The organism is Ottowia sp. (assembly GCF_047975795.1).
Taxonomy (GTDB): Bacteria; Pseudomonadota; Gammaproteobacteria; order Burkholderiales; family Burkholderiaceae_C; genus Ottowia.
Genome location: NZ_JBKEEE010000010.1, coordinates 12,696 through 33,709 on the forward strand (window position 1 = coordinate 12,696; position 21,014 = coordinate 33,709).

General features: G+C 61.4%; 18 protein-coding genes. 13 read left to right on the top strand and 5 right to left on the bottom strand.

The features are described from left to right. Positions 1-2: 2 nt before the first annotated feature. The 4 genes from ACK5NW_RS01005 to gyrA form a co-directional block, all read right to left on the bottom strand. Positions 3-884, bottom strand: coding sequence for a prephenate dehydrogenase (locus ACK5NW_RS01005; protein WP_416924477.1), 882 nt, complete (start codon positions 882-884; stop codon positions 3-5). Then, complete coding sequence (gene pheA / locus ACK5NW_RS01010; protein ID WP_416924387.1) at positions 877-1,983, bottom strand: prephenate dehydratase; 1,107 nt, start codon at positions 1,981-1,983, stop codon at positions 877-879. The genes ACK5NW_RS01005 and pheA overlap by 8 nt, the downstream gene beginning before the upstream one ends. Before the next feature lie 70 nt (positions 1,984-2,053). Next, on the bottom strand, positions 2,054-2,569 hold the full coding sequence (locus tag ACK5NW_RS01015; RefSeq protein WP_416924388.1) for a DUF2059 domain-containing protein: 516 nt from the start codon (positions 2,567-2,569) through the stop codon (positions 2,054-2,056). A 75-nt stretch (positions 2,570-2,644) separates the two neighbouring features. After that, a complete protein-coding gene (gene gyrA / locus ACK5NW_RS01020) occupies positions 2,645-5,302 on the bottom strand; it encodes a DNA gyrase subunit A (RefSeq protein ID WP_416924389.1) in 2,658 nt (885 codons plus the stop codon). 236 nt (positions 5,303-5,538) lie between these two features. Between gyrA and ompA the strand changes: the two genes are divergently transcribed. The 13 genes from ompA (at position 5,539) to ACK5NW_RS01085 (ending at position 20,136) form a co-directional block, all read left to right on the top strand. Next, positions 5,539-6,186 carry an outer membrane protein OmpA gene (gene ompA / locus ACK5NW_RS01025; RefSeq protein ID WP_416924390.1) on the top strand — a complete coding sequence of 216 codons (648 nt, stop codon included), beginning with the start codon at positions 5,539-5,541 and terminating at the stop codon, positions 6,184-6,186. A gap of 197 nt (positions 6,187-6,383) precedes the next feature. Continuing rightward, positions 6,384-6,773 carry a hypothetical protein gene (locus ACK5NW_RS01030; protein WP_416924391.1) on the top strand — a complete coding sequence of 130 codons (390 nt, stop codon included), beginning with the start codon at positions 6,384-6,386 and terminating at the stop codon, positions 6,771-6,773. Beyond that, a complete protein-coding gene (locus tag ACK5NW_RS01035; RefSeq protein WP_416924392.1) occupies positions 6,764-7,999 on the top strand; it encodes a hypothetical protein in 1,236 nt (411 codons plus the stop codon). Before ACK5NW_RS01030 ends, ACK5NW_RS01035 begins: the two co-directional genes overlap by 10 nt. Positions 8,000-8,049: 50 nt before the next feature. Further along, positions 8,050-8,757, top strand: a complete 708-nt coding sequence (ubiG, locus tag ACK5NW_RS01040; protein WP_416924393.1) for a bifunctional 2-polyprenyl-6-hydroxyphenol methylase/3-demethylubiquinol 3-O-methyltransferase UbiG — start codon at positions 8,050-8,052, stop codon at positions 8,755-8,757. Positions 8,758-8,810: 53 nt separating this feature from the next. After that, positions 8,811-9,416: an isochorismatase family protein gene (locus ACK5NW_RS01045; protein WP_416924394.1), complete on the top strand. Its 606-nt coding sequence runs from the start codon at positions 8,811-8,813 to the stop codon at positions 9,414-9,416. Positions 9,417-9,557: 141 nt separating this feature from the next. Then, positions 9,558-9,977, top strand: coding sequence for a polyhydroxyalkanoate granule-associated phasin (locus ACK5NW_RS01050; RefSeq protein ID WP_416924395.1), 420 nt, complete (start codon positions 9,558-9,560; stop codon positions 9,975-9,977). 220 nt (positions 9,978-10,197) lie between these two features. After that, positions 10,198-12,096, top strand: a complete 1,899-nt coding sequence (locus ACK5NW_RS01055) for a propionate--CoA ligase (RefSeq protein WP_416924396.1) — start codon at positions 10,198-10,200, stop codon at positions 12,094-12,096. A gap of 203 nt (positions 12,097-12,299) precedes the next feature. Next, the gene (locus tag ACK5NW_RS01060) at positions 12,300-15,173 is read left to right on the top strand and encodes a 2-oxoglutarate dehydrogenase E1 component (RefSeq protein ID WP_416924397.1); all 2,874 of its coding nucleotides are present in this window, start codon (positions 12,300-12,302) and stop codon (positions 15,171-15,173) included. A 94-nt stretch (positions 15,174-15,267) separates the two neighbouring features. Then, complete coding sequence (gene odhB / locus ACK5NW_RS01065; RefSeq protein ID WP_416924398.1) at positions 15,268-16,548, top strand: 2-oxoglutarate dehydrogenase complex dihydrolipoyllysine-residue succinyltransferase; 1,281 nt, start codon at positions 15,268-15,270, stop codon at positions 16,546-16,548. A 26-nt stretch (positions 16,549-16,574) separates the two neighbouring features. Continuing rightward, a complete protein-coding gene (locus ACK5NW_RS01070) occupies positions 16,575-17,075 on the top strand; it encodes a DUF2867 domain-containing protein (RefSeq protein WP_416924399.1) in 501 nt (166 codons plus the stop codon). Between the two features lie 18 nt (positions 17,076-17,093). Next, a complete protein-coding gene (gene lpdA / locus ACK5NW_RS01075; protein ID WP_416924400.1) occupies positions 17,094-18,521 on the top strand; it encodes a dihydrolipoyl dehydrogenase in 1,428 nt (475 codons plus the stop codon). A gap of 71 nt (positions 18,522-18,592) precedes the next feature. After that, positions 18,593-19,693, top strand: a complete 1,101-nt coding sequence (gene zapE, locus ACK5NW_RS01080) for a cell division protein ZapE (protein WP_416924401.1) — start codon at positions 18,593-18,595, stop codon at positions 19,691-19,693. After that, complete coding sequence (locus tag ACK5NW_RS01085; protein ID WP_416924402.1) at positions 19,690-20,136, top strand: hypothetical protein; 447 nt, start codon at positions 19,690-19,692, stop codon at positions 20,134-20,136. Before zapE ends, ACK5NW_RS01085 begins: the two co-directional genes overlap by 4 nt. A gap of 44 nt (positions 20,137-20,180) precedes the next feature. On the opposite strand, the gene ACK5NW_RS01090 is transcribed toward ACK5NW_RS01085, so the two are convergent. Further along, the gene (locus ACK5NW_RS01090) at positions 20,181-20,981 is read right to left on the bottom strand and encodes a PP2C family protein-serine/threonine phosphatase (protein ID WP_416924403.1); all 801 of its coding nucleotides are present in this window, start codon (positions 20,979-20,981) and stop codon (positions 20,181-20,183) included. Between the last annotated feature and the right edge of the window lie 33 nt (positions 20,982-21,014).

A 21,014-nucleotide genomic window follows, 5' to 3' on the forward strand; every position in this document is an offset into this window, starting at 1 on the left:
GGTCAGCCCGCGGCAGGCTTGCCTGCCGCAGTGCTCCAGCGGGCGCGGGCCACGCTGGCGCGGTTGATCAGGCGTTCCAGCTCGCTGGTGTTGCCCTCGGCAATTTCCTTGGTCAGCGCGGCCAGAGCGTCCTGAAAGTGTTGCAACTGGTGCCCCATTTCTTCGCGGTTGGCCATCAGCACGTCGCGCCACATTTGCGGGTCGCCGGCAGCGATGCGGCTGAAGTCGCGAAAGCCTGGGCCAGCCAAAGAGAGGAAGGTGTTGCCTTCGGGTTGGGCGGCAATGCTGTTCATCAGCGCAAAGGCAATCATGTGCGGCAGGTGGCTGATGGCGGCAAAGGCCGTATCGTGCTGCTCGGGCGACATCTGGATCACGTTGCTGCCGATGGCGCGCCACAAGGCGTCGGCTTTTTCGATCTTGGCTGGCTGGGTGCGATCGATGGGGGTGATGACGAGCTGTTTGTTGGTGTACAGGTCGGCATCGGCATAGTCCACGCCCGACACCTCACGCCCGGTCACCGGGTGGCAGGGCACAAACTGGCCGACCTGGATTTTCAGCGTGCGTCGCGCGGCATCGACCACGTCGCGCTTGGTAGATCCCACGTCCATGATCAGCATTTGTGGCGTGATCAGGTGGCGAATGGTTTTGAGCGTGGTTTCAGTGGCGGCCACGGGCACGGCCAGCAGCACCAGATCAGCGCCAGATACGGCCAGCAGCGCCGAAGAGGCCTCGGCGTCGATCACGCCCAACTGGCGCGCGCGCGCGGTGGTCGAAGGCGATTTGCTGTAACCCACCACGCGCTTGACCAGTCTGGCACGCTTGAGTGCCAGCGCGAACGAGCCGCCCATCAGCCCGCAGCCGATTAATCCGAGTTGCTCAAACATCTTGTCCCAACGGGTAAGCACCCAGCACTTTGTAGAAAGCGCATATGGCTTGCAGATCGGTCAGCGCGGCCTTGACGTGCGGTTCGCTGGGGTGGCCTGACAAGTCGATGTAGAAAAAATATTCCCACTGGCCCGACTTGGCCGGGCGCGATTCAAAGCGTGTCATCGATACGCCGTGGGTTTTCAGCGGCGTCAGCATGTCGTGCACCGAGCCGGGGCGATTGGGCACCGACACCACGATGCTGGTGCAGTCGCGCCCAGTGGGGGCGGGCGTGGCCATGGTCTGCGGCAGACAAATCACGGCAAAGCGCGTGCGGTTGTAGGCTTCGTCCTGAATGGCATGGGCCAGGATGTGCAGGCCAAACTGCGCGGCGGCGCGCTCGCCCGCCAAGGCCGCCCAGGAGGGGTGGACCGCTGCCAGGCGCGCGCCTTCGGCGTTGCTGGACACGGCGCGACGCTCGGCGTGGGGCAGATGTTCGTTCAGCCATTTTTGGCATTGCATTAATGCCTGAGGGTGGCCCATGACCACTTCAATGTCTTCCAACGAGTTGATCTGGCGCAGCAGGTTGAAACGCACCAGCAGGCTGACCTCGCCAATCATGTGCAGGGGTGATTGCCTGAACAGATCAAACGAGCGCGTGACCACGCCTTCGGTGGAATTTTCCATGCCCACCACCCCAAACTGGGCCGTGCCTGCGGCGGTGGCGTGGAACACCTCGTCAAAGCTGTTGCAGTACACCAGATTGGCCGCGCTGCCAAAGTACTCGATGGCGGCCTGCTCGCAAAAGGTGCCTTCAGGGCCGAGCACGGCCACGCGCTGCGGCACTTCCAGTGCCAGGCAGGCGGACATGATTTCGCGCCAGATAGCGGCCACGTGCTGGTTTTGCAGCGGCCCAGGATTGGTTTGCTGTACCTTGGCAATGACTTGCGCCACGCGGTCGGGGCGAAAAAAAGGGGTGCCCTCTTGCCGCTTGAGTTCGCCCACGGCTTCGGCCACGCCCGCCCGCTCGTTCAGCAATTGCAGCAACTGCGTGTCGAGACGGTCAATCTGTACTCTGAGTTGGGCCAGCGCGTCGGACTGAACGGGAGAGGTGCTCATGGACAAAAATGAAAAGAAAGAGGCCAACCCTGAGGTTGGCCTGTGGCGTCAAGAGTGTAACCGTTTGCGCTTACTTCTTGGGGGCAGCGCCGCTGCCAGACGGTGCGCTGGAAGCGGCATTGACGATGCGGGTGGCGGCCGCATCGAAGGTCTTGGCACCATTTTCTACCGCTGGCTTGGTGGTATCGATCACGCGCTTGGCCCAGGCGTTGGACGCATCAGGCCCTAGGGCTTGAAACTTGGCGCTGACGGGTGATTCAAGGTAGGTGATGATGGTTTTCAGCTCGTCTTCAGACAGTTTTTCCATGAAGATGGGCACCAAGGCCGCTTCAGCCGCCTTGCCCACTTGCGCGTCGACGGCCTTTTGCGTGCTGTCGGTGAACTTTTTCAGCTCTACGTCCAGCTTGTCGCGCACGTCTTTTTGCTTGGCAGGGGGCACGGATTCGTCCAGGCGTTGCGACCAGCCGGCCAGCAAAGGCTGCACGGCGCTGGCGGTGAGCTGGGCCGACAGCACTTCGCCATCGGCCTTGCTTTGCATTTGGGCCAGTTTGACGGCCAACGCACGCTTTGAATCAGATTGAGCCATAACGCTTGTGGATAAAGCGCATGAAGCTACTATAAAAATAGCGATTGGCAATTTGTTGAGGGTTGCTTTCAAGATTTACTCCGTTGGGGTGTCCGTGGAATCGCCGTTATCCGGATCCTGCGCGTCGTTTTCAACAATGCGTTGCAGGCCGCTCAACTGGGCGCCGTCGTCGAGTGCGATCAGGGTCACGCCTTGCGTGGCGCGGCCCATTTCGCGGATTTCAGCCACGCGCGTGCGCACCAGCACACCTTTGTCGGTGATGAGCATGATTTCATCTTCCACGCTGACCAGCGTGGCGGCCACGACTTTGCCGTTGCGCTCGCTTTGCTGGATGGCGATCATGCCCTTGGTGCCACGGCCGTGGCGTGTGTATTCGGTAATGTGTGTGCGTTTTCCGTAACCGTTTTCAGTGGCGGTTAGAACGCTGGTGCGGGCACTTGGTTCCGCAGTGCTGTCGCTGGCCTCTGACTCGGCCACCAGCAGGGCGATCACGCTTTGGCCTTCTTCCAGTTGCATGCCGCGCACGCCGCGGGCGTTGCGGCCCATGGGCCGCACATCGTTTTCGTCAAAGCGCACGGCCTTGCCGCCGTCAGAAAACAGCATCACGTCGTGCGCGCCGTCCGTGAGGGCTGCGCCAATCAGATAGTCGCCCTCATCAAGGCCGACGGCGATGATACCAGCCTTGCGTGGGTTGCTGAACTCGGCCAGCGAGGTCTTCTTGACGGTGCCCATCGAAGTCGACATGAACACGTAGCGATCTTCAGGAAAGCTGTGCGCCTCGCCCGTGAGCGGCAGCACGACGTTGATTTTTTCGCCCTCGGCCAGCGGGAACATGTTGACGATGGGACGCCCGCGCGAGCCGCGCGAGCCGGAAGGCACTTCCCACACTTTCAGCCAGTACAGCCGTCCCCGGTTGGAAAAGCACAGGATGTAGTCGTGCGTGTTGGCGATGAACAGCTGATCGACCCAGTCGTCTTCCTTGGTGGCGGTGGCTTGCTTGCCGCGCCCGCCGCGCTTTTGCGACCGGTATTCGGACAGCGGCTGGGCCTTGATGTAGCCCGAGTGGCTGAGCGTGACCACCATGTCGGTGGGTGTGATCAGGTCTTCGGTGGCCAGGTCTTGCGCGTTGGGCTCGATGGTGGATCGGCGTGCGCCGTTCTTGGTTTGACCAAATTCGGTTTTGACGGCGGTCAGCTCGTCGGCAATGATGGTCGATACGCGCTCGGGTTTGGCCAGGATGTCGAGCAGGTCTTCAATCTCGGCCATCACGTCTTTGTATTCAGCGATGATTTTGTCCTGTTCCAGCCCTGTCAGGCGTTGCAGGCGCATTTGCAAAATTTCTTGCGCTTGCGTGTCTGACAGGCGGTACAGGCCGTCGCCTTGCAGGCCAAAGCTGCGGGACAAACTTTCGGGACGGTAGTCGTCGGCACTGATGGTGGCACCGTCCTCGCGGGTGCGGGTCAGCATTTCGCGCACCAGCGCACTGTCCCAACTGCGGGCCATCAGCTCGGCCTTGGCCACCGGTGGCGTGGGTGATTCGCGGATGATGCGGATGAATTCGTCGATGTTGGCCAGCGCCACCGCCAGACCTTCCAGCACGTGGCCGCGGTCACGCGCTTTGCGCAAATCGAACACCGTGCGGCGGGTGACCACTTCGCGTCGATGCTGGATGAAGACCTCGATCAGATCTTTCAGGTTGCACAGCTTGGGCTGCCCGTCCACCAGCGCCACCATATTGACGCCAAAGGTGTCTTGCAACTGGGTTTGTTTGTACAGGTTGTTGAGGACGACTTCGGGCACTTCGCCGCGCTTGAGCTCGATCACCAGGCGCATGCCGGATTTGTCGGACTCGTCCTGGATGTGGCTGATGCCTTCGAGCTTTTTCTCGTGCACCAGTTCGGCCATGCGCTCCTGCAAAGTCTTTTTGTTGACCTGGTAGGGGATCTCGTCAACGATGATGGCTTGGCGCTGGCCTTTGTCGATGTCTTCAAAATGCACCTTGGCGCGCATGACCACGCGGCCACGACCGGTGCGGTAGCCGTCGCGCACGCCTTGGATGCCGTAGATGATGCCGCCGGTGGGGAAGTCGGGCGCAGGCACGATCTCCATCAGCTCATCGATGCTGGCTTCGGGCTGGCGCAGCAGGTGCAGGCAGGCGTCTACCACCTCATTCAGGTTGTGCGGCGGGATGTTGGTCGCCATGCCAACGGCAATGCCGCCCGAGCCGTTGATCAGCAGGTTGGGCAGCCGGGTGGGCAGTACCGTCGGCTCCAGCTCTTTGCCGTCGTAATTGGGCACCATATCGACGGTTTGCTTGTCGATATCGGCCAAAATTTCGCTGGAAATTTTCTCCAGCCGACATTCTGTATAGCGATAAGCGGCGGCGCTGTCTCCATCGACCGAGCCGAAGTTGCCCTGCCCATCAATCAGCGGGTGGCGCAGCGAAAAATCTTGCGCCATGCGCACCAGCGCTTCATAAGTGGCCGAATCCCCGTGTGGGTGAAAGCGCCCCAGCACGTCACCGACCACGCGCGCGCATTTCACATAAGGGCGATTCCAGACGTTGTTGGCTTCATGCATGGAGTACAGCACGCGCCGGTGTACCGGCTTCAGCCCGTCCCGCGCATCAGGCAGCGCGCGACCCACGATCACGCTCATGGCGTAATCCAGGTAGCTTCGCCGCATCTCCTCTTCCAGGCTGATAGGGAGCGTTTCTTTGGCGAATGAAGTCATAAATGTAGGTTGCAGTCCACGGCGGGCGAAAGGGATCAATTCTAGGGGCATTGGGTTGTCGCAATCGCGCAACATAAGCTCAAAATTACGGCCTTGTCTGACGCCCGCAATGCGCGTTCTGGTAAGAATGCACGAAGACGTGTGGCACAATCAATCCCAACGTTTTTGGTGGTGGTCACTTGAAGCGTCCGATTTATCGCAGCCCGGCTGCGGATTTTTTCCCCATGAGGAGAACCATGAAGAAACTCAACCAAGTAGCGATCATGTTCGCCGTTGCAACCGTCGCTGGTTCCGCCTTCGCTGCTGGCTCGACGATCAACTCTGACAACTGGCGCAATGGCCACGGCAACCTGATCTGGAAAAACGGTACCAACGAACTGTGCTGGCGCGATGCCAACTGGACGCCTGCAACGGCTGCTCCTGGCTGCGACGGCGCTTTGGCTCCTGCTGCTGCTCCAGCGCCTGCCGCTGCCCCGGCCGCAACACCTGCTGCTCCGCCTCCCCCGGCTCCGGCTCCTGTCGTGCCGACCAAGGTGACCTACGCTGCTGATGCCTTCTTCGACTTCGACAAGTCGGTGCTCAAGCCTGAAGGCAAGGCCAAGCTGGACGATCTGACCAGCAAGATCCAGGGCATCAACCTGGAAGTCATCATTGCCGTGGGCCACACCGACTCGGTGGGTAGCGCTGCTTACAACCAACGCCTGTCGGTTCGCCGTGCTGAAGCCGTCAAGGCTTATCTGGTGAACAAAGGTGTTGAGCGCAACCGCGTTTACACCGAAGGCAAGGGCGAAACCCAGCCAGTGGCTACCAACAAGACCGCTGCTGGCCGCGCCCAGAACCGTCGCGTGGAAATCGAAGTGGTTGGCACGCGCGCAGGTCAATAATCCGCTTCACCGGATAACGACTCAAGAAAGCCTTGGGAGTGCAAGCTCCCAAGGCTTTTTTTATGCGGCAGCGACTTTGGGCTTTATGCAGATCGATCCGGCTGGCGTGGTGCTACTGGATGGTGGGGGTTGGGTGGTTTTTTTTGGGGTGCCTGCCTGCCTTTGCAGCGCAGTCTGTGCAGACGGCGACTTGTGCCATGGTCGCCGCATCCGCATTGAACTGGCCTGCATCCCGCAGTGCGGTGCTGGTGGTACTGTCGCCGCGCATGGTTTACGCCCTGCATGAGTGGCCGCGCATGCGCGTGGCCGCTGAGGCGGCAGGATTTGAAGTGGTTTTGCGGCGTGATCCACAAGTGCCTGCAAACGAGTGGCGGGCTGCTTTGGAAGCCGCAGGAATGCTCGATTTAAGCATCATCCCTGTGATGGAGCCACAACTGGCCGCCGCTTGTGGCTTGCTCAACCATTTTCCCAGTGCGCTGGTGGCGCGCTGTGGCCAAGTCCATCCTTGGCCGGTTTTTGGGGTGATGCCCAGCGATATGTGGCGCGCTGTTTTGGTGCAACGCCGGGATACCTTGTCATGCCCCTGAATGCTTTCTCACGCGTGCAGACCCAGCAAGCGTTGGTAGGCGCTTGTTTAATGGCGCTGCTGTGCGGTGGCGCGCGAGGTGAGGAAAGCGCCGCACCCGCTTGCGTGCCCCCCATCAGCTATCTGCCACTGGATGGGGCGGTGGTTGGCTTGGATACCCGTGACGTACCTGCGCTGGGCACTTATGAGCGCATCAGTCCAGATGGCCGCTACGTGTTGCGCTCTTATTCTGGTGCCCAGTGGGGGCGGGTGTCGCTGATGGAGTTGCCTGCTTCTGAAGCAGGCCCAATCAAGGCGTACCGAACGCCTTTTGACAATGAGGCGTTCCCGGTTCAGGGCACATGGCGCTATCTGGTGGACGTCAACGGTGCGCATTACCGCTTTGCTGATGTGCTGCGCTTGCAAGCGCAATCAAAGCCTTTGTTCAAAGGTGGCATGACAGGGTTTTACGCCGCAGCGTCCGAGATGGCAGTGAACGCACGCTCTTTGAAGCCGACTGCTGAAAAGCCGCAAACGATATTTGTCCGCTCGCTGAGCTGGCCCCAAAGTGCCCATCCTGACCAGCAAGGCGTAGGGCCTTTGCAGATCGCTACGCTGACCGTGCGCGATGACGGCCAGCAAGCCCAAATCATCCAAACCGACGGCCCGCACTTCATTTGCGGTGGTCGCGCGGCGCTGGACGGCAACGTGTACGCATTGCCCATGATTTCAATCGACGGCGCTGAGTTTTCAGCCATTCCGCAGGTGCCGCGCCAGGGCAAGCCCACAATGCGCGTCTATGGCCTGGGCGCGGCCAGTGGAGAGCCAGCGCCGTGCGACTTACGGGCTGATTTGGGTTTTTCACCCGGCAAGGCGGTGTTTGGTTACCCCAGTGGGGCCACGTCTGCGTGGCTGACCTACAGCGACCTGGGGCACGTGTACGTGTACGACCGGGGTTTGGCGACCACCTTCAGGCTGGCCCATGGGCGCCACCGTGTGTTGGCCAGCGCCTTTCCGGGCCTGACACGCGATGGCCGGGTGATTTACGGTGCCACCTGGCGCGACTGCCCGGATGCCAAAATCTGCCCGGAGCGCGCTGGGTATGTGATTGCCGATCCGTATCAGAGTGATGATTACCGCAATTTTTGGCACCAGCGCGCCGAGCAGCCTCCCAAAGCCTGCATCACCCAGCAAGAGGTGGATGCCGAGCGCGCCCGGTTTGCGCAAATGCACGGCTTGCCGCCGTAGACCGGGCTTGCGGCCGGTGGCAGCGGCGCTGGCCGTGGGACAATCAGGCCATGAATGCCGCCAATGTTGACGAATCCGAACTGGCCAAATTTTCCGCGCTGGCGCACCGCTGGTGGGACAAAAGCGGTGAGTTCGCGGCCCTGCATCACATCAATCCACTGCGCCTGGACTGGATTGATGGCCTGAGTCCGCTGGCGGACCAGCAAGTGTTGGATGTGGGCTGCGGTGGCGGCATTTTGGCCGACGCCATGGCGCGCAAAGGCGCGCATGTATTGGGCATTGACCTGGCTGAGAAATCGCTCAAAGTGGCGCAATTGCATGCGCTCGAAGCGCAAACGCCCAATATCACGTACAAAAATGTGGCCGCTGAAACCTTGGCGGAGCAGCAGCCCGGCCAATTTGATGTGGTGACGTGTCTGGAAATACTGGAACACGTGCCCAATCCGGCGTCTATCGTGCAAGCATGCGCCACACTGGTGAAGCCAGGCGGATGGGTGTTTTTCTCCACCATCAACCGCAATCCGAAGTCGTTTTTGTTCGCCATCGTGGGCGCGGAATACGTGCTGAACTTGGTGCCCCGCGGCACGCACGAATATGCCCGGCTGCTGCGCCCGAGCGAGCTGGCGCGCTTTGGCCGCGATGCCGGGCTGACTGTGCAGCACACCAAAGGGCTGGAATACAACCCGTTGACGCGGCGCTACCGCCTGTCAGGCGACACCTCGGTCAACTACCTGCTGGCCATGCGCAAAACCGTGTAACGTGGCAATACGCTGCCGCGCGCACGACCCAAAAATTCGCACAAAAGAACGCCATGCTGCTTGATGCTGACCAATCCCAATTGATTCTGGTGGACTACCAAAGCCGCTTGATGCCCGCCATTCACGGCAGTGTCGAGGTGCTGGCCAACGCCCAGCGGCTGGCCCGCATGGCCCGGCTGATGCAAGTGCCGGTGTGGGCCACCGAGCAAAACCCGGCCAAGCTGGGCGGCACCGATGTCGACCTGGTCGCGCAGTGCGACCGCGTGGTGCCCAAGATGGCGTTCAGCGCTGCCAGCGTGTTGCAGCCTTTGCTGGCACCGCCTGCACCCGCGCTGCGCGGCAACGCGCGCAGCCTGCCGCGCCACTTGCAAAAAAACCAGCCCGCCCAGCAAGCGCCCGAACGCAGCACGCTGGTCATGGCCGGTTGCGAGGCGCATGTCTGCTTGCTGCAAACCGCACTCGATTTACTGGAAGGCGATTGGGATGTGTGCGTCGTCACCGACGCCTGCGGCTCGCGCACCGACCGTAACCGCGATGCTGCGTTTGACCGCTTGGCCGCTGCCGGGTGCGAGCTGCTGACCGCCGAAATGGTGGGATTTGAATGGTTGCGCGACAGCCAGCACCCGCAGTTCAAAGCATGGCAGATGCTCATCAAATAAATCGCTGGTCTTGTGGGTCAGGAATTAAGCACGTTTTGGCTGACAGCGCTTGTTGAGAAGGTGGATGTAGCTACTAAAATAATAGTATTTCGCGCTGTTGCCACAGGCAGCGGCGCAACCAGCATTCAGGGAACCCATGCCATGACCTCCAGCAAACAATACAAGCTGTCTCGCCGCTCGGGCGAGCTGGCGCAAGCCGTGCCCCAGGTGGTGGCCATGCGCATGGGCCGCATGATGGGTGCGGGATGGCTGCCCGCCGCCAGCGACCAGCAAGAGTTTTTCCGTATGGGGGCGGAAAAGTTCGAGGCGTTTGGCGAATCATGGCAGGCCATGATGGCGCAGACGGCGCTGTCGCAGCAGCAGTTCGCCAACTGGTGGATCGGCTTGTGGTGGGGAGCGGCCATGAGTGGCTGGACCAGGTGGCCCACCGCTGGCCATGTCTCGACCCGTGCCGGTGAGCATTGGGCCAACGCCATGCTGGACATCGGCTTGCACGGGCTGGCACCAGTGCACCGGCGGGCGGTGAACAACGCGCGGCGGCTGGAAAAAGCGGCGCGCTGACTGGCGCTGGTTCCTTGACCCAGGTGTCTTGAATCTGGCATGAGGCTCCGGCGTGATGTCGAAGGCGGCGCACCTGGCTGTCAGCTTGACGCAAGTGCCTGCCTGCCACAATGTACCGATACCCGCTTGAATGCATTGGATACGCCAATGCGGGACGTGACCGGTGCATTGGCCCGTGCGAACATGTTCAATAAATACGACATAACTCAAGGAGACACTCATGACCAACTACGCTGATTTTTTCCGTCGATCCATTGATGACCGCGACGCCTTTTGGTCTGAGCAGGCCAGGTTGATCGACTGGCAAACCCCGCCACAAGCCGTTTGTGATTACAGCAACCCGCCGTTTGCGAAATGGTTTGTGGGCGGCACCACCAACTTATGCCACAACGCGGTGGATCGCCATCTGAAAGACCGTGCCGACCAGCCCGCGTTGATTTTTGTCTCCACCGAGACCGACCAAGAACGCGTTTACACCTTTGCCGAGTTGCACGCCGAGGTGCAGCGCATGGCAGCAGTGTTGAAAGCGCAAGGCGTCAAAAAAGGCGACCGGGTGCTGATCTACATGCCCATGATTGCCGAGGCGGCGTTTGCCATGCTGGCCTGCACCCGCATTGGGGCGCTGCATTCGGTGGTGTTTGGCGGTTTTGCGTCTGGCTCTCTGGCCACGCGAATCGACGATGTCGAGCCGGTGGTGATTGTCAGCGCCGACGCTGGCTCGCGCGGCGGCAAGCCAGTGCCCTACAAACACCTGCTGGATGAGGCAATTTCGCTGGCCAAGCACAAGCCCAAGGCGGTGTTGCTGGTCGATCGCGGCCTGGCCCCCATGCAATTGGTGCAAGGGCGCGATCTGGTGTGGGGCGCGCTGCGTGAACAGCATTTGAACGCTCAGGTGCCCTGCGAATGGGTCGAATCCACCCACCCCAGCTACACGCTCTACACCAGCGGCACCACCGGCAAGCCCAAGGGCGTGCAGCGCGATACCGGTGGCTACGCCGTGGCGCTGGCCGCGTCGATGAAGCACATTTTTACGGGCAACCCCGGTGAAACGTTCTTCTCCACCAGCGACATCGGCTGGGTGGTCGGCCACAGCTACATCGTCTACGGCCCGCTGATTGGTGGCATGGCCACCATCATGTACGAAGGCACGCCAGTGCGCCCTGACGGCGGCATCTGGTGGCATCTGGTCGAAAAATACAAGGTCACGGTGATGTTCAGCGCGCCCACGGCGGTGCGGGTGCTGAAAAAGCAAGACCCGGCTTATCTGACGAAATACGACCTGTCCAGCCTGCGCGCGCTGTTTCTGGCTGGCGAGCCGCTGGACGAACCCACGGCGCAGTGGATCAGCGCCGGGCTGAAGGGCAAGCCCATCATCGACAACTACTGGCAGACCGAAACTGGCTGGCCCATTCTGACCATTTGCAATGGGGTCGAAAAGCAATCGTCCAAATTCGGCTCGCCCGGCAAGGCGGTGTACGGTTACAACGTCAAGCTGCTGGACGACCAGACCGGTGCCGAGCTGGCCGGTGCCAACGAAAAAGGCGTGCTCGCCATCGAAGGCCCGCTGCCGCCCGGTTGCATGCAAACCGTGTGGCGCGATGACCAACGCTTTGTCAACACCTATTGGAAGAGCGTGCCCGGCAAGCTGGTGTATTCCACGTTCGACTGGGGCATTCGGGACGAAGACGGTTACTTCTTCATCCTGGGTCGCACCGACGATGTGATCAACGTGGCCGGTCACCGCCTGGGCGCGCGCGAGATTGAAGAATCCATTTCCAGCCACTCTGCGGTGGCCGAAGTAGCCGTGGTGGGCGTGGCCGACCAGCTCAAAGGGCAGGTGGCGATGGCCTTTGCCGTGCTGAAAGACGCCAGCATTCTGGACGACGAGCAGGCCCTGCTCAAGCTGGAGGGCGAAGTGATGAAGGTGGTGGATGCCTCGCTGGGTGCAGTGGCGCGGCCGTCGCGCGTACGTTTTGTGCAGGTGCTTCCAAAAACCCGTTCCGGCAAGGTATTGCGCCGCGCCGTGCAGGCTGTTTGCGAAGGGCGTGACCCTGGTGATTTGACCACCATGGAAGATCCTGCTGCGCTGCAACAAATCAAGGAAATGCTCACCCCATAAGCCGGGCAATGCGTGCAAGGTGACCGTGGGTTGTATGCCACGGTGGCCTGCACGCGCGCTGCCGTAGTGGCAAAATGGCGCTCCAGCGAAGTATTCCGGCCCCTTCCCAGCCAGTCGCGTCCGCCAACCGGTTCAGCCGTGACGCGGAAGGTTTTTTCACCAGCTCCAGCCCCCTGAAGGGGGGCGAAAGATCAGCGAACGCCATGAACGAGACGAAGTCCGTCTATCAAACCTACCAGGGCAACACTTATCTCTTTGGCGGCAATGCGCCGTATGTCGAAGAGATGTATGAAAGCTATCTGGCCAACCCCGGCAGCGTGCCCGATTCGTGGCGCGAATATTTCGACGCTTTGCAGCACGTGCCCGCCCTGGATGGCAGCAGCACGCGCGACGTGCCTCACCTGCCGGTCATTAATGCCTTTGCCGAGCGCGCCAAGCAAGGCGGCACCCAGGTGGTGTTGGCTTCCGGGGCCGATTCTGAGTTGGGCCGCAAGCGCACGGCGGCGCAACAACTGATTGCCGCGTACCGCAACGTGGGCGCGCGCTGGGCCGATCTGGATCCGCTCAAACGCACCGAGCGTCCGCCAATTCCTGAGCTGGAGCCGTCGTTCTATGGCTTCACCGACGCCGACATGGAGACGGTGTTCAACACCAGCAACACCTTCTTCGGCAAAGACACCATGTCGCTGCGCGACTTGCTGAACGCGCTGCGCGAAACCTATTGCGGCACCATTGGTGCCGAGTTCATGTACATCACCGACCAGACGCAAAAGCGCTGGTGGCAGCAAAAGCTGGAGAGCGCGCGTACCAACCCGCAGCTCAACGCCGAGCAGAAAAAACATGTGCTTGATCGCCTGACCGCTGCTGAAGGGCTGGAGCGTTTTTTGCACACCAAATATGTGGGGCAAAAGCGCTTTTCGCTCGAAGGCGGCGAGAGCTTCATCGTCGCCATGGACGAGCTGGTGAACCAGGCGGGCAAAGAAGGCGTGCAAGAAGTGGTGATCGGTATGGCCCACCGCGGTCGCCTGAACGTGCTGGTCAATACGCTGGGCAAGATGCCCTCGATGCTGTTCGCCGAGTTCGACCACACCGCACCCGAGAACCTGCCTTCGGGCGATGTGAAGTACCACCAGGGCTTCAGCTCCGACGTCAGCACACCTGGCGGCCCGGTGCACCTGACGCTGGCGTTCAACCCCTCGCACCTGGAAATCGTTAACCCGGTGGTCGAAGGCAGCGTGCGCGCCCGTCTGGACCGTCGCGGCGACAACGAGGGCGATACCGTCCTGCCCGTGCTGGTGCACGGCGATGCGGCCTTTGCGGGCCAGGGCGTGGTGATGGAAACCCTGGCGCTGTCCGAGACGCGCGGCTACACCACCGGCGGCACGATGCACATCGTCATCAACAACCAGATCGGCTTTACCACCAGCGATCCGCGTGACAGCCGCTCCACCCTGTACTGCACCGACATCGTGAAGATGATTGACGCGCCCGTACTGCACGTTAACGGCGACGACCCCGAAGCTGTGGTGTTGTGCACCCAACTGGCCTTGCAGTACCGGCAAGAATTCAACCGGGATGTGGTGGTGGACATCATCTGCTTTCGCAAGCTGGGCCACAACGAGCAAGACACGCCCATGCTGACGCAGCCGCTGATGTACACCAAGATTGGCCAGCACCCCGGCACGCGCAAGCTGTATGGCGACAAGTTGGTTACGCAAGGCGTGCTGACGGCCGAAGGCCCGGACGAATTCGTGGCTACCTACCGCGCCGCCATGGACGCGGGTCGCCACACGGTCGATCCGGTGCTGACCAACTTCAAGAGCAAATACTCGGTCGACTGGTCGCCTTTTTTGAGCACCAAGTGGACTGATGCGGCAGAAACCGCAATCCCTCTGGCTGAGTGGAAGCGGCTGGCCGAGCGCATCACCACCGTGCCTGAAGGCTTTAACGTCCACACCCTGGTCAAAAAAGTGCTGGAAGACCGCGCCGCCATGGGGCGGGGCGATGTCAACGTCGACTGGGGCATGGGCGAGCACATGGCCTTTGCTTCGCTGGTGGCCAGCGGCTACCCGATCCGCCTGTCGGGCGAAGACTGCGGGCGCGGCACCTTCGTGCACCGCCACGCCGTGCTGCACGACCAAAAGCGCGAGCGGTTCGACGAAGGCACTTACATCCCGCTGGAAAACGTCAGCGACAAGCAGGCTCCGTTTGTGGTCATCGATTCGATCCTGTCCGAAGAAGCGGTGCTGGGTTTTGAGTACGGCTACGCCTCGAACGACCCCAATACCCTGGTGGTCTGGGAAGCGCAGTTTGGTGACTTTGCCAACGGCGCGCAGGTGCTGATCGACCAGTTCATCGCCTCGGGCGAAGTCAAGTGGGGCCGCGTCAACGGCATCACGCTGATGCTGCCGCACGGCTACGAAGGCCAGGGGCCAGAGCACTCGTCGGCGCGTCTGGAGCGCTTTATGCAACTGTCGGCCGACACCAACATGCAGGTCGTGCAGCCCACCACCGCCAGCCAAATCTTCCACGTGCTGCGCCGTCAGATGATTCGCCCGCTGCGCAAGCCGCTGATCATCATGACGCCCAAGAGCCTGCTGCGCAACAAGGACGCCACCTCGCCGCTGACCGAATTTACCAAGGGCAGCTTCCAGACCGTGATTGCAGATCAGGGCGAGCTGAAGGCCGACAAAGTCAAACGCATCGTCGCTTGTTCGGGCAAGGTGTATTACGACCTGGCCAAGCGCCGGGAAGAAAAAGGCATGGACGACGTAGTCATCATCCGTGTCGAGCAGCTCTATCCGTTCCCACACAAAGCGTTCGGTGCCGAGGTCAAGAAATACCCTAACGCCACTGAAATCGTCTGGTGCCAGGACGAGCCGCAAAACCAGGGGGCATGGTTCTTTGTGCAGCATCTGATTCATGAAAACATGCAGTCGGGCCAGAAGCTGGGCTACGCCGGTCGCGCCGCATCGGCTTCGCCCGCAGTGGGCTATGCGCATTTGCATCAAGAGCAGCAAAAGTCACTGATCGATGCTGCCTTTGGCCGTATCAAAGGCTTCGTGTTGCAGAAATAAGGGGTGTTGGCGCTGGCGGACACGCTGCGACAGTGCGGCGCGGCCCGCCAGGTGCCCACGATGAATCACATACAAGACAACTGGAATACATCAAATGGCGATCGTTGAAGTCAAAGTCCCCCAACTGTCCGAATCCGTGGCCGAGGCCACGCTGCTGCAGTGGAAGAAACAACCGGGTGAGGCCGTCAAGGTCGATGAAATCCTGATCGAGGTCGAAACCGACAAGGTGGTGCTGGAAGTGCCTGCCCCGGCAGGTGGCGTGCTGGCCGAAATCGTCGAGGCCGACGGGGCCACTGTGGTGGCCGACCAACTGCTGGCCCGCATCGACACCGCTGCCGTGGCAGGCGCGGCCACACCAGCGGCAGCCCCGGCACCCGGTGCGGCGGCTGCCCCGGTCGTTTCGGCTCCGGCCACCGCTGTAGGCGGCAGCAAGTCTGACATTGCCATGCCCGCGGCCGCCAAGCTGATGGCCGACAACAAGCTGGCTGCCGGTGCTGTGGCGGGCACCGGCAAAGATGGTCGTGTGACCAAGGGCGACGTGCTCGGCGCGATGCAATCAGGAGCTGGTGGCGCAGGTGCTGTCAGCGCTGGTGGCCAAAAAGCTGCGCAAATTCCGACGGGTGTTCCCACCAGTGGCCTGCCGCAAGTCGCTGCGGCCCCCCCCAATTTGGGTGACCGTCCCGAGCAGCGCGTGCCCATGACGCGCCTGCGCGCCCGCGTGGCCGAGCGCTTGTTGCAATCGCAGGCCAGCAACGCCATCCTGACCACCTTCAACGAGGTGAACATGCAGCCGGTGATGGAGATGCGCAAGCGTTTTCAGGAAAAGTTCGAGAAGGAGCACGGCGTCAAGATCGGCTTCATGAGCTTTTTCGTTAAGGCAGCGGTGCATGCGCTGAAGAAATACCCGGTGCTCAACGCCAGCGTGGACGGCAACGACATCGTCTACCACGGCTATTTCGACGTCGGCATTGCCGTTGGCAGCCCGCGTGGCCTGGTGGTGCCGATCCTGCGCAACGCCGACCAGATGAGCTTTGCTGACATCGAGAAAAAGATCGCCGAGTTTGGTGCCAAGGCGCGCGATGGCAAGCTGGGCATTGAAGAGATGACCGGCGGCACCTTTTCCATCAGCAACGGTGGCGTGTTTGGCTCCATGATGTCCACCCCCATCATCAATCCGCCGCAGTCGGCCATCTTGGGCGTGCACGCCACCAAAGACCGCGCTGTGGTCGAAAACGGCCAGGTCGTGGTGCGCCCCATGAACTATTTGGCCATGAGCTACGACCACCGCATCATCGACGGTCGCGAAGCCGTGCTGGGCCTGGTGGCGATGAAAGAGGCGCTGGAAGATCCGGCGCGCTTGTTGTTCGACATCTGACCGGCCCGCAGAAGCGCCCGATCACCATGCCCAAGGCCAGCAAGTGCGCCGTGCCGCCGCAGTGTCGACTCAACCCGACGCTGCACAGCGCCGACTTTGCCGATGCCTATCAGGCCGCCAATCCGCAGCCCGCACGCTCGGCCATGGCGATCTGGCTGGACACTGTGCGCCGCACACCCGCCTGGGTAGAGCGTGCCATGGATGCGCGCAACGCCGTGGTGCGGCGACTGGGCCTTAAAGATTTGGGTAACCTGTCCAGCTTTGAGCCGCTGAAAGCCGACCACGACTACCGCGTGGGTGACCGGGTGGGCATTTTCACCGTGCGCCATATCGCTGTCGATGAAGTGATTCTGGGTGACTCGGACAAGCACCTGGACGTGGCCTTGTCGCTGTTAAAGATGGACGATGGCGCGCGCGTCGTCGTCTCCACCGTGGTGCATGTGCACAACCGGCTGGGCCACGCCTACATGGCGCTGGTCAAGCCCATGCATCGGCTGATTGCCCCAGCGGTGCTCTCGCGTATTTGAACTTTTGAAAGACTTCTCATGAGCCAACAATTCGACGTCATCGTCATCGGCGCAGGCCCTGGCGGCTACATCGCCGCCATTCGCGCTGCACAACTGGGCTACAACGTGGCCTGCATCGACGAGTGGGCCTCGGCCGACGGCCAGCCCATGCTGGGCGGCACCTGCACCAACGTGGGCTGCATCCCGTCCAAGGCGCTGTTGCAAAGTTCAGAGCACTTTGAGCACGCTGCCAAGCACTTTGGCGAGCACGGCATCAGCCTCAAGGATTTGAAAATCGACGTGCCCAAGATGGTGGCCCGCAAGGCCGCTGTGGTCAAACAAAACAACGACGGCATCCTGTACCTGTTCAAGAAGAACAAGGTCACGTTCTTTCATGGCCGTGGCAGCTTCGTCAAGGCGGTGCAAAGCGGCTATGAAATTGCCGTGGCCGGAGCCAAGCCCGAGACTCTGACCGGCCAGCAAATCATCGTCGCCACCGGCTCCAGCGCACGCGCGTTGCCCGGCCTGCCGTTTGATGAAGAGAACGTGCTCAGCAATGACGGCGCGCTGCGCATTCAGGCCGCACCCAAAACACTGGGCCTGATTGGCTCGGGCGTGATTGGGCTGGAAATGGGCAGCGTGTGGCGTCGCTTGGGCGCGCAGGTGACGGTGCTGGAAGCGCTGCCGACATTCCTGGGTGCGGTGGATGAGCAAATCGCCAAAGAAGCCAAAAAGGCTTTCGACAAACAGGGCTTGAAGATCGAGCTGGGCGTGAAGGTGGGCGAAGTCAAGTCCACCAAAAAGGGTGTTACGGTGGCGTACACCAACGCCAAGGGCGAGGCGCAAACGCTGGCGGTGGACAAGCTGATTGTCTCTATCGGGCGTGTGCCCAACACCACCGGCCTGAACGCTGAAGCCGTGGGCCTGAAGCTGGGCGAGCGCGGTGACATCGTGGTCGATGCCGACTGCAAAACCAACCTGCCCGGCGTCTGGGCCGTGGGCGACGAGGTGCGCGGCCCCATGCAGGCGCACAAAGCCGAAGAAGACGGCGTGGCGGTGGCTGAGCGCATCGCCGGCCAGCACGGACATGTGGATTTCAACCTGGTGCCCTCGGTCATCTACACCAGCCCAGAGATTGCCGGGGTGGGCCAGACCGAGCAGCAACTCAAAGCCGCAGGCGTCAAGTACAAGGCCGGCACCTTCCCGTTTCTGGCCAATGGCCGCGCGCGCGCGCTGGGCGACACCACCGGCATGGTCAAGTTTTTGGCCGATGCGGCTACTGATGAAATTCTGGGTGTGCACATCATCGGCCCCATGGCCAGCGAATTGATTGCCGAGGCGTGCGTGGCCATGGCCTTCCGCGCCAGCAGCGAGGACATCGCCCGCATCTGCCATGCCCACCCGTCCTTGAGCGAATCGACCAAGGAAGCGGCGCTGGCGGTCGACAAGCGCACCTTAAATTTTTAATCAAATGGGCTTATATCGCTTATTTTGAAAGCGATGAACGCTATATTTTTAAAAGCTAATCAAGCACTGAAGTGACTGGAGTTCGCCAAGCCTACGAGGCTGAGTTGAAAGCCCGTGGCTACAAAAGCGATCCGGCGCAACTACGCGCTGTTGCTGCGCTGGAGCGCTGCGCCGCCGAATGGTCGGCTTACAAAGAGCGGCGTTCCAGTTCGTTCAAAAAACTGTTCAACCGCCCTGATATTCCCAAGGGCGTGTACATGTATGGCGGCGTGGGGCGCGGCAAAAGCTTTTTGATGGATTGCTTTTTCAACGCCGTGCCGCTGCGCCGCAAGACGCGGCTGCACTTTCATGAATTCATGCGCGAAGTGCACCGCGAGTTGACCAGCCTTAAAGGCATTGCCGATCCGCTGGACGAGCTGGGTCGGCGCATGGCGGCGCGCTACAAGCTGATTTGCTTTGACGAATTTCACGTGGCCGACGTGACGGATGCGATGATCCTGCATCGCCTGCTGGTGGCGCTGTTCGACAACGGTGTGGGCTTTGTCACCACCAGTAATTTCAGGCCCGACGATCTGTACCCTGACGGCTTGCACCGCGACCGCATCTTGCCTGCCATTGCCCTGCTCAACCAGCGTATGGAAGTCGTCAACGTGGACAACGGCACCGATTACCGCCGTCGCACGCTGGAGCAGGTGCGGCTGTACCACACGCCTTTAGGTGCCGCAGCCGATGCGGCCATGACCGCTGCGTTCGATCAATTGGCCACCTGCGCCGACGAAGACACGGCGCTACGCATTGAGTCGCGGCAAATCCGCGCGCGCCGCCGCGCGGGCGGTGTGGTGTGGTTCGACTTCAAAGAGCTGTGCGGCGGCCCGCGCTCGCAAAACGACTATCTGGAAATCGCCAGCCAGTTTCATACCGTGCTGCTGTCCGATGTGCCGCAAATGTTTGTCCGCCATGCCTCTGAGGCGCGACGCTTTACTTGGCTGATCGACGTGCTGTACGACCGGCGTTGCAAATTCATGCTGTCGGCTGCCGTGCCGCCTGAGCAGTTGTACACGGAAGGCCCGCTGGCGCATGAATTCCCACGCACCATCTCGCGCCTGGCCGAGATGCAGTCGACTGAATACCTTGCCTTGGCCCACCGCACGGTAGATACTCATTTGACATGAATACGCGCCTGACAACCCGCCTGATCGGAATGACCTTTGGGGCGACTTTATTGGTGGCCTGCACATCTGCCCCGCCTGTGAGCGAAGAACGCCAGGCCATCGACGCCGCCAACCACGCTGCGGGCGAGGCACTGGCCGCACAGGCACCGGCCGATGATGCCTTGCTGGCCCCTTGGCTGGCCGCAGAGCGCACCCGTATTGGCGATGCACGCCGCGCCGCGCAGCAACAGTTTGACGAGGCTGAACGTGCCTGCTGGCGGCGCTTTACCGTCAATGCCTGTATCAGCGATGCAAGAATTGAGCGGCGCGCCACCACCGATCGTCTGCGGCAGGAAGATCTGGCTTTGAATGCGGTGGAACGCCAGCGTCGCACTGCCGAGCGCCTGCGCACGCTGGATCAGAAGCAGCAAGATGCCGAAGCGCGTCAAGGCGCACGCCCCTGAGCGTTGAGCGCGCCCGCATCCCTGATCTCAGCAAGCGGTAGTTTTCAGCGCAAAGGCGTAAAGGCCGAGCCGACTTGCGGCTTGTTGGTGACCAGGCGCTCGACCCGCACAATGGCCAGCGACAGGTTGTCGCCCGCGCCAGCGGCCCGCACGCGGGCTTTGTCGATCAGGAATTCGCTGGCATCGCGCGGCGGCAGCGAATGCAGCACCGACCCCAGCTCTTCATCGGTGAAGTAATGCCACAGACCATCGGTGCAGGCCAGCAGCGAGTCGCCCACTTGCAACTGGGGAATGATGTGCGCGTCCAGCTTGGGGTCGTCTTCGGTACCCAGGCAGCCCAGCAGCACGTTGGACTTGGGGTGCACGGCAGCTTCGTCCGGCGTCATCTCGCCCGCATCCACCATGGCTTGCACGTAAGACTGGTCTTTGGTGCGCCGCACCAAGGTAGAGCCGCGAAAGTGGTACAGCCGTGAATCGCCCGTGTGCAGCCAGTGGCATTCGCCACCGGGGGCAATCAAAAAGGCCGCCAGGGTGCTGTGCGGCTCTTGCTCGGCAGCCACGGCGGTCATCCTGATGACCATGTGCGATTCTTCGCCAATCTGGCGCAGCAAGGCGCTGGCGTCTTCGCTGTCGGGCGAAAAGTGCTCGAACAGCTGGCGCGATGTCAGCAGCACCTGGTCAGACGCCTTGCGCCCGCCTGTGCGCCCGCCCATGCCGTCGGCCACCACGCCCATGACGCAACCGTTGATGCGCGGGTGCGCAAACAGCGCCACCTGGTCTTGTTGGTACGGGCGGTCTCCCTTGTGAATGCCCGTGGCTGCGTTGAGTCGGTAACCTTTGTCCATGTTGTTGTGGCCCGTTTTGTTGTGACCAGCAAA

Coding starts and splice junctions, on each gene's coding strand:
- ACK5NW_RS01005 (WP_416924477.1), bottom strand. CDS start 884: ATGTTTGAGCAACTCGGATTAATCGGCTGCGGGCTGATGGGCGGCTCG.
- pheA (WP_416924387.1), bottom strand. CDS start 1,983: ATGAGCACCTCTCCCGTTCAGTCCGACGCGCTGGCCCAACTCAGAGTA.
- ACK5NW_RS01015 (WP_416924388.1), bottom strand. CDS start 2,569: ATGGCTCAATCTGATTCAAAGCGTGCGTTGGCCGTCAAACTGGCCCAA.
- gyrA (WP_416924389.1), bottom strand. CDS start 5,302: ATGACTTCATTCGCCAAAGAAACGCTCCCTATCAGCCTGGAAGAGGAG.
- ompA (WP_416924390.1), top strand. CDS start 5,539: ATGAAGAAACTCAACCAAGTAGCGATCATGTTCGCCGTTGCAACCGTC.
- ACK5NW_RS01030 (WP_416924391.1), top strand. CDS start 6,384: ATGGTCGCCGCATCCGCATTGAACTGGCCTGCATCCCGCAGTGCGGTG.
- ACK5NW_RS01035 (WP_416924392.1), top strand. CDS start 6,764: ATGCCCCTGAATGCTTTCTCACGCGTGCAGACCCAGCAAGCGTTGGTA.
- ubiG (WP_416924393.1), top strand. CDS start 8,050: ATGAATGCCGCCAATGTTGACGAATCCGAACTGGCCAAATTTTCCGCG.
- ACK5NW_RS01045 (WP_416924394.1), top strand. CDS start 8,811: ATGCTGCTTGATGCTGACCAATCCCAATTGATTCTGGTGGACTACCAA.
- ACK5NW_RS01050 (WP_416924395.1), top strand. CDS start 9,558: ATGACCTCCAGCAAACAATACAAGCTGTCTCGCCGCTCGGGCGAGCTG.
- ACK5NW_RS01055 (WP_416924396.1), top strand. CDS start 10,198: ATGACCAACTACGCTGATTTTTTCCGTCGATCCATTGATGACCGCGAC.
- ACK5NW_RS01060 (WP_416924397.1), top strand. CDS start 12,300: ATGAACGAGACGAAGTCCGTCTATCAAACCTACCAGGGCAACACTTAT.
- odhB (WP_416924398.1), top strand. CDS start 15,268: ATGGCGATCGTTGAAGTCAAAGTCCCCCAACTGTCCGAATCCGTGGCC.
- ACK5NW_RS01070 (WP_416924399.1), top strand. CDS start 16,575: ATGCCCAAGGCCAGCAAGTGCGCCGTGCCGCCGCAGTGTCGACTCAAC.
- lpdA (WP_416924400.1), top strand. CDS start 17,094: ATGAGCCAACAATTCGACGTCATCGTCATCGGCGCAGGCCCTGGCGGC.
- ACK5NW_RS01085 (WP_416924402.1), top strand. CDS start 19,690: ATGAATACGCGCCTGACAACCCGCCTGATCGGAATGACCTTTGGGGCG.
- ACK5NW_RS01090 (WP_416924403.1), bottom strand. CDS start 20,981: ATGGACAAAGGTTACCGACTCAACGCAGCCACGGGCATTCACAAGGGA.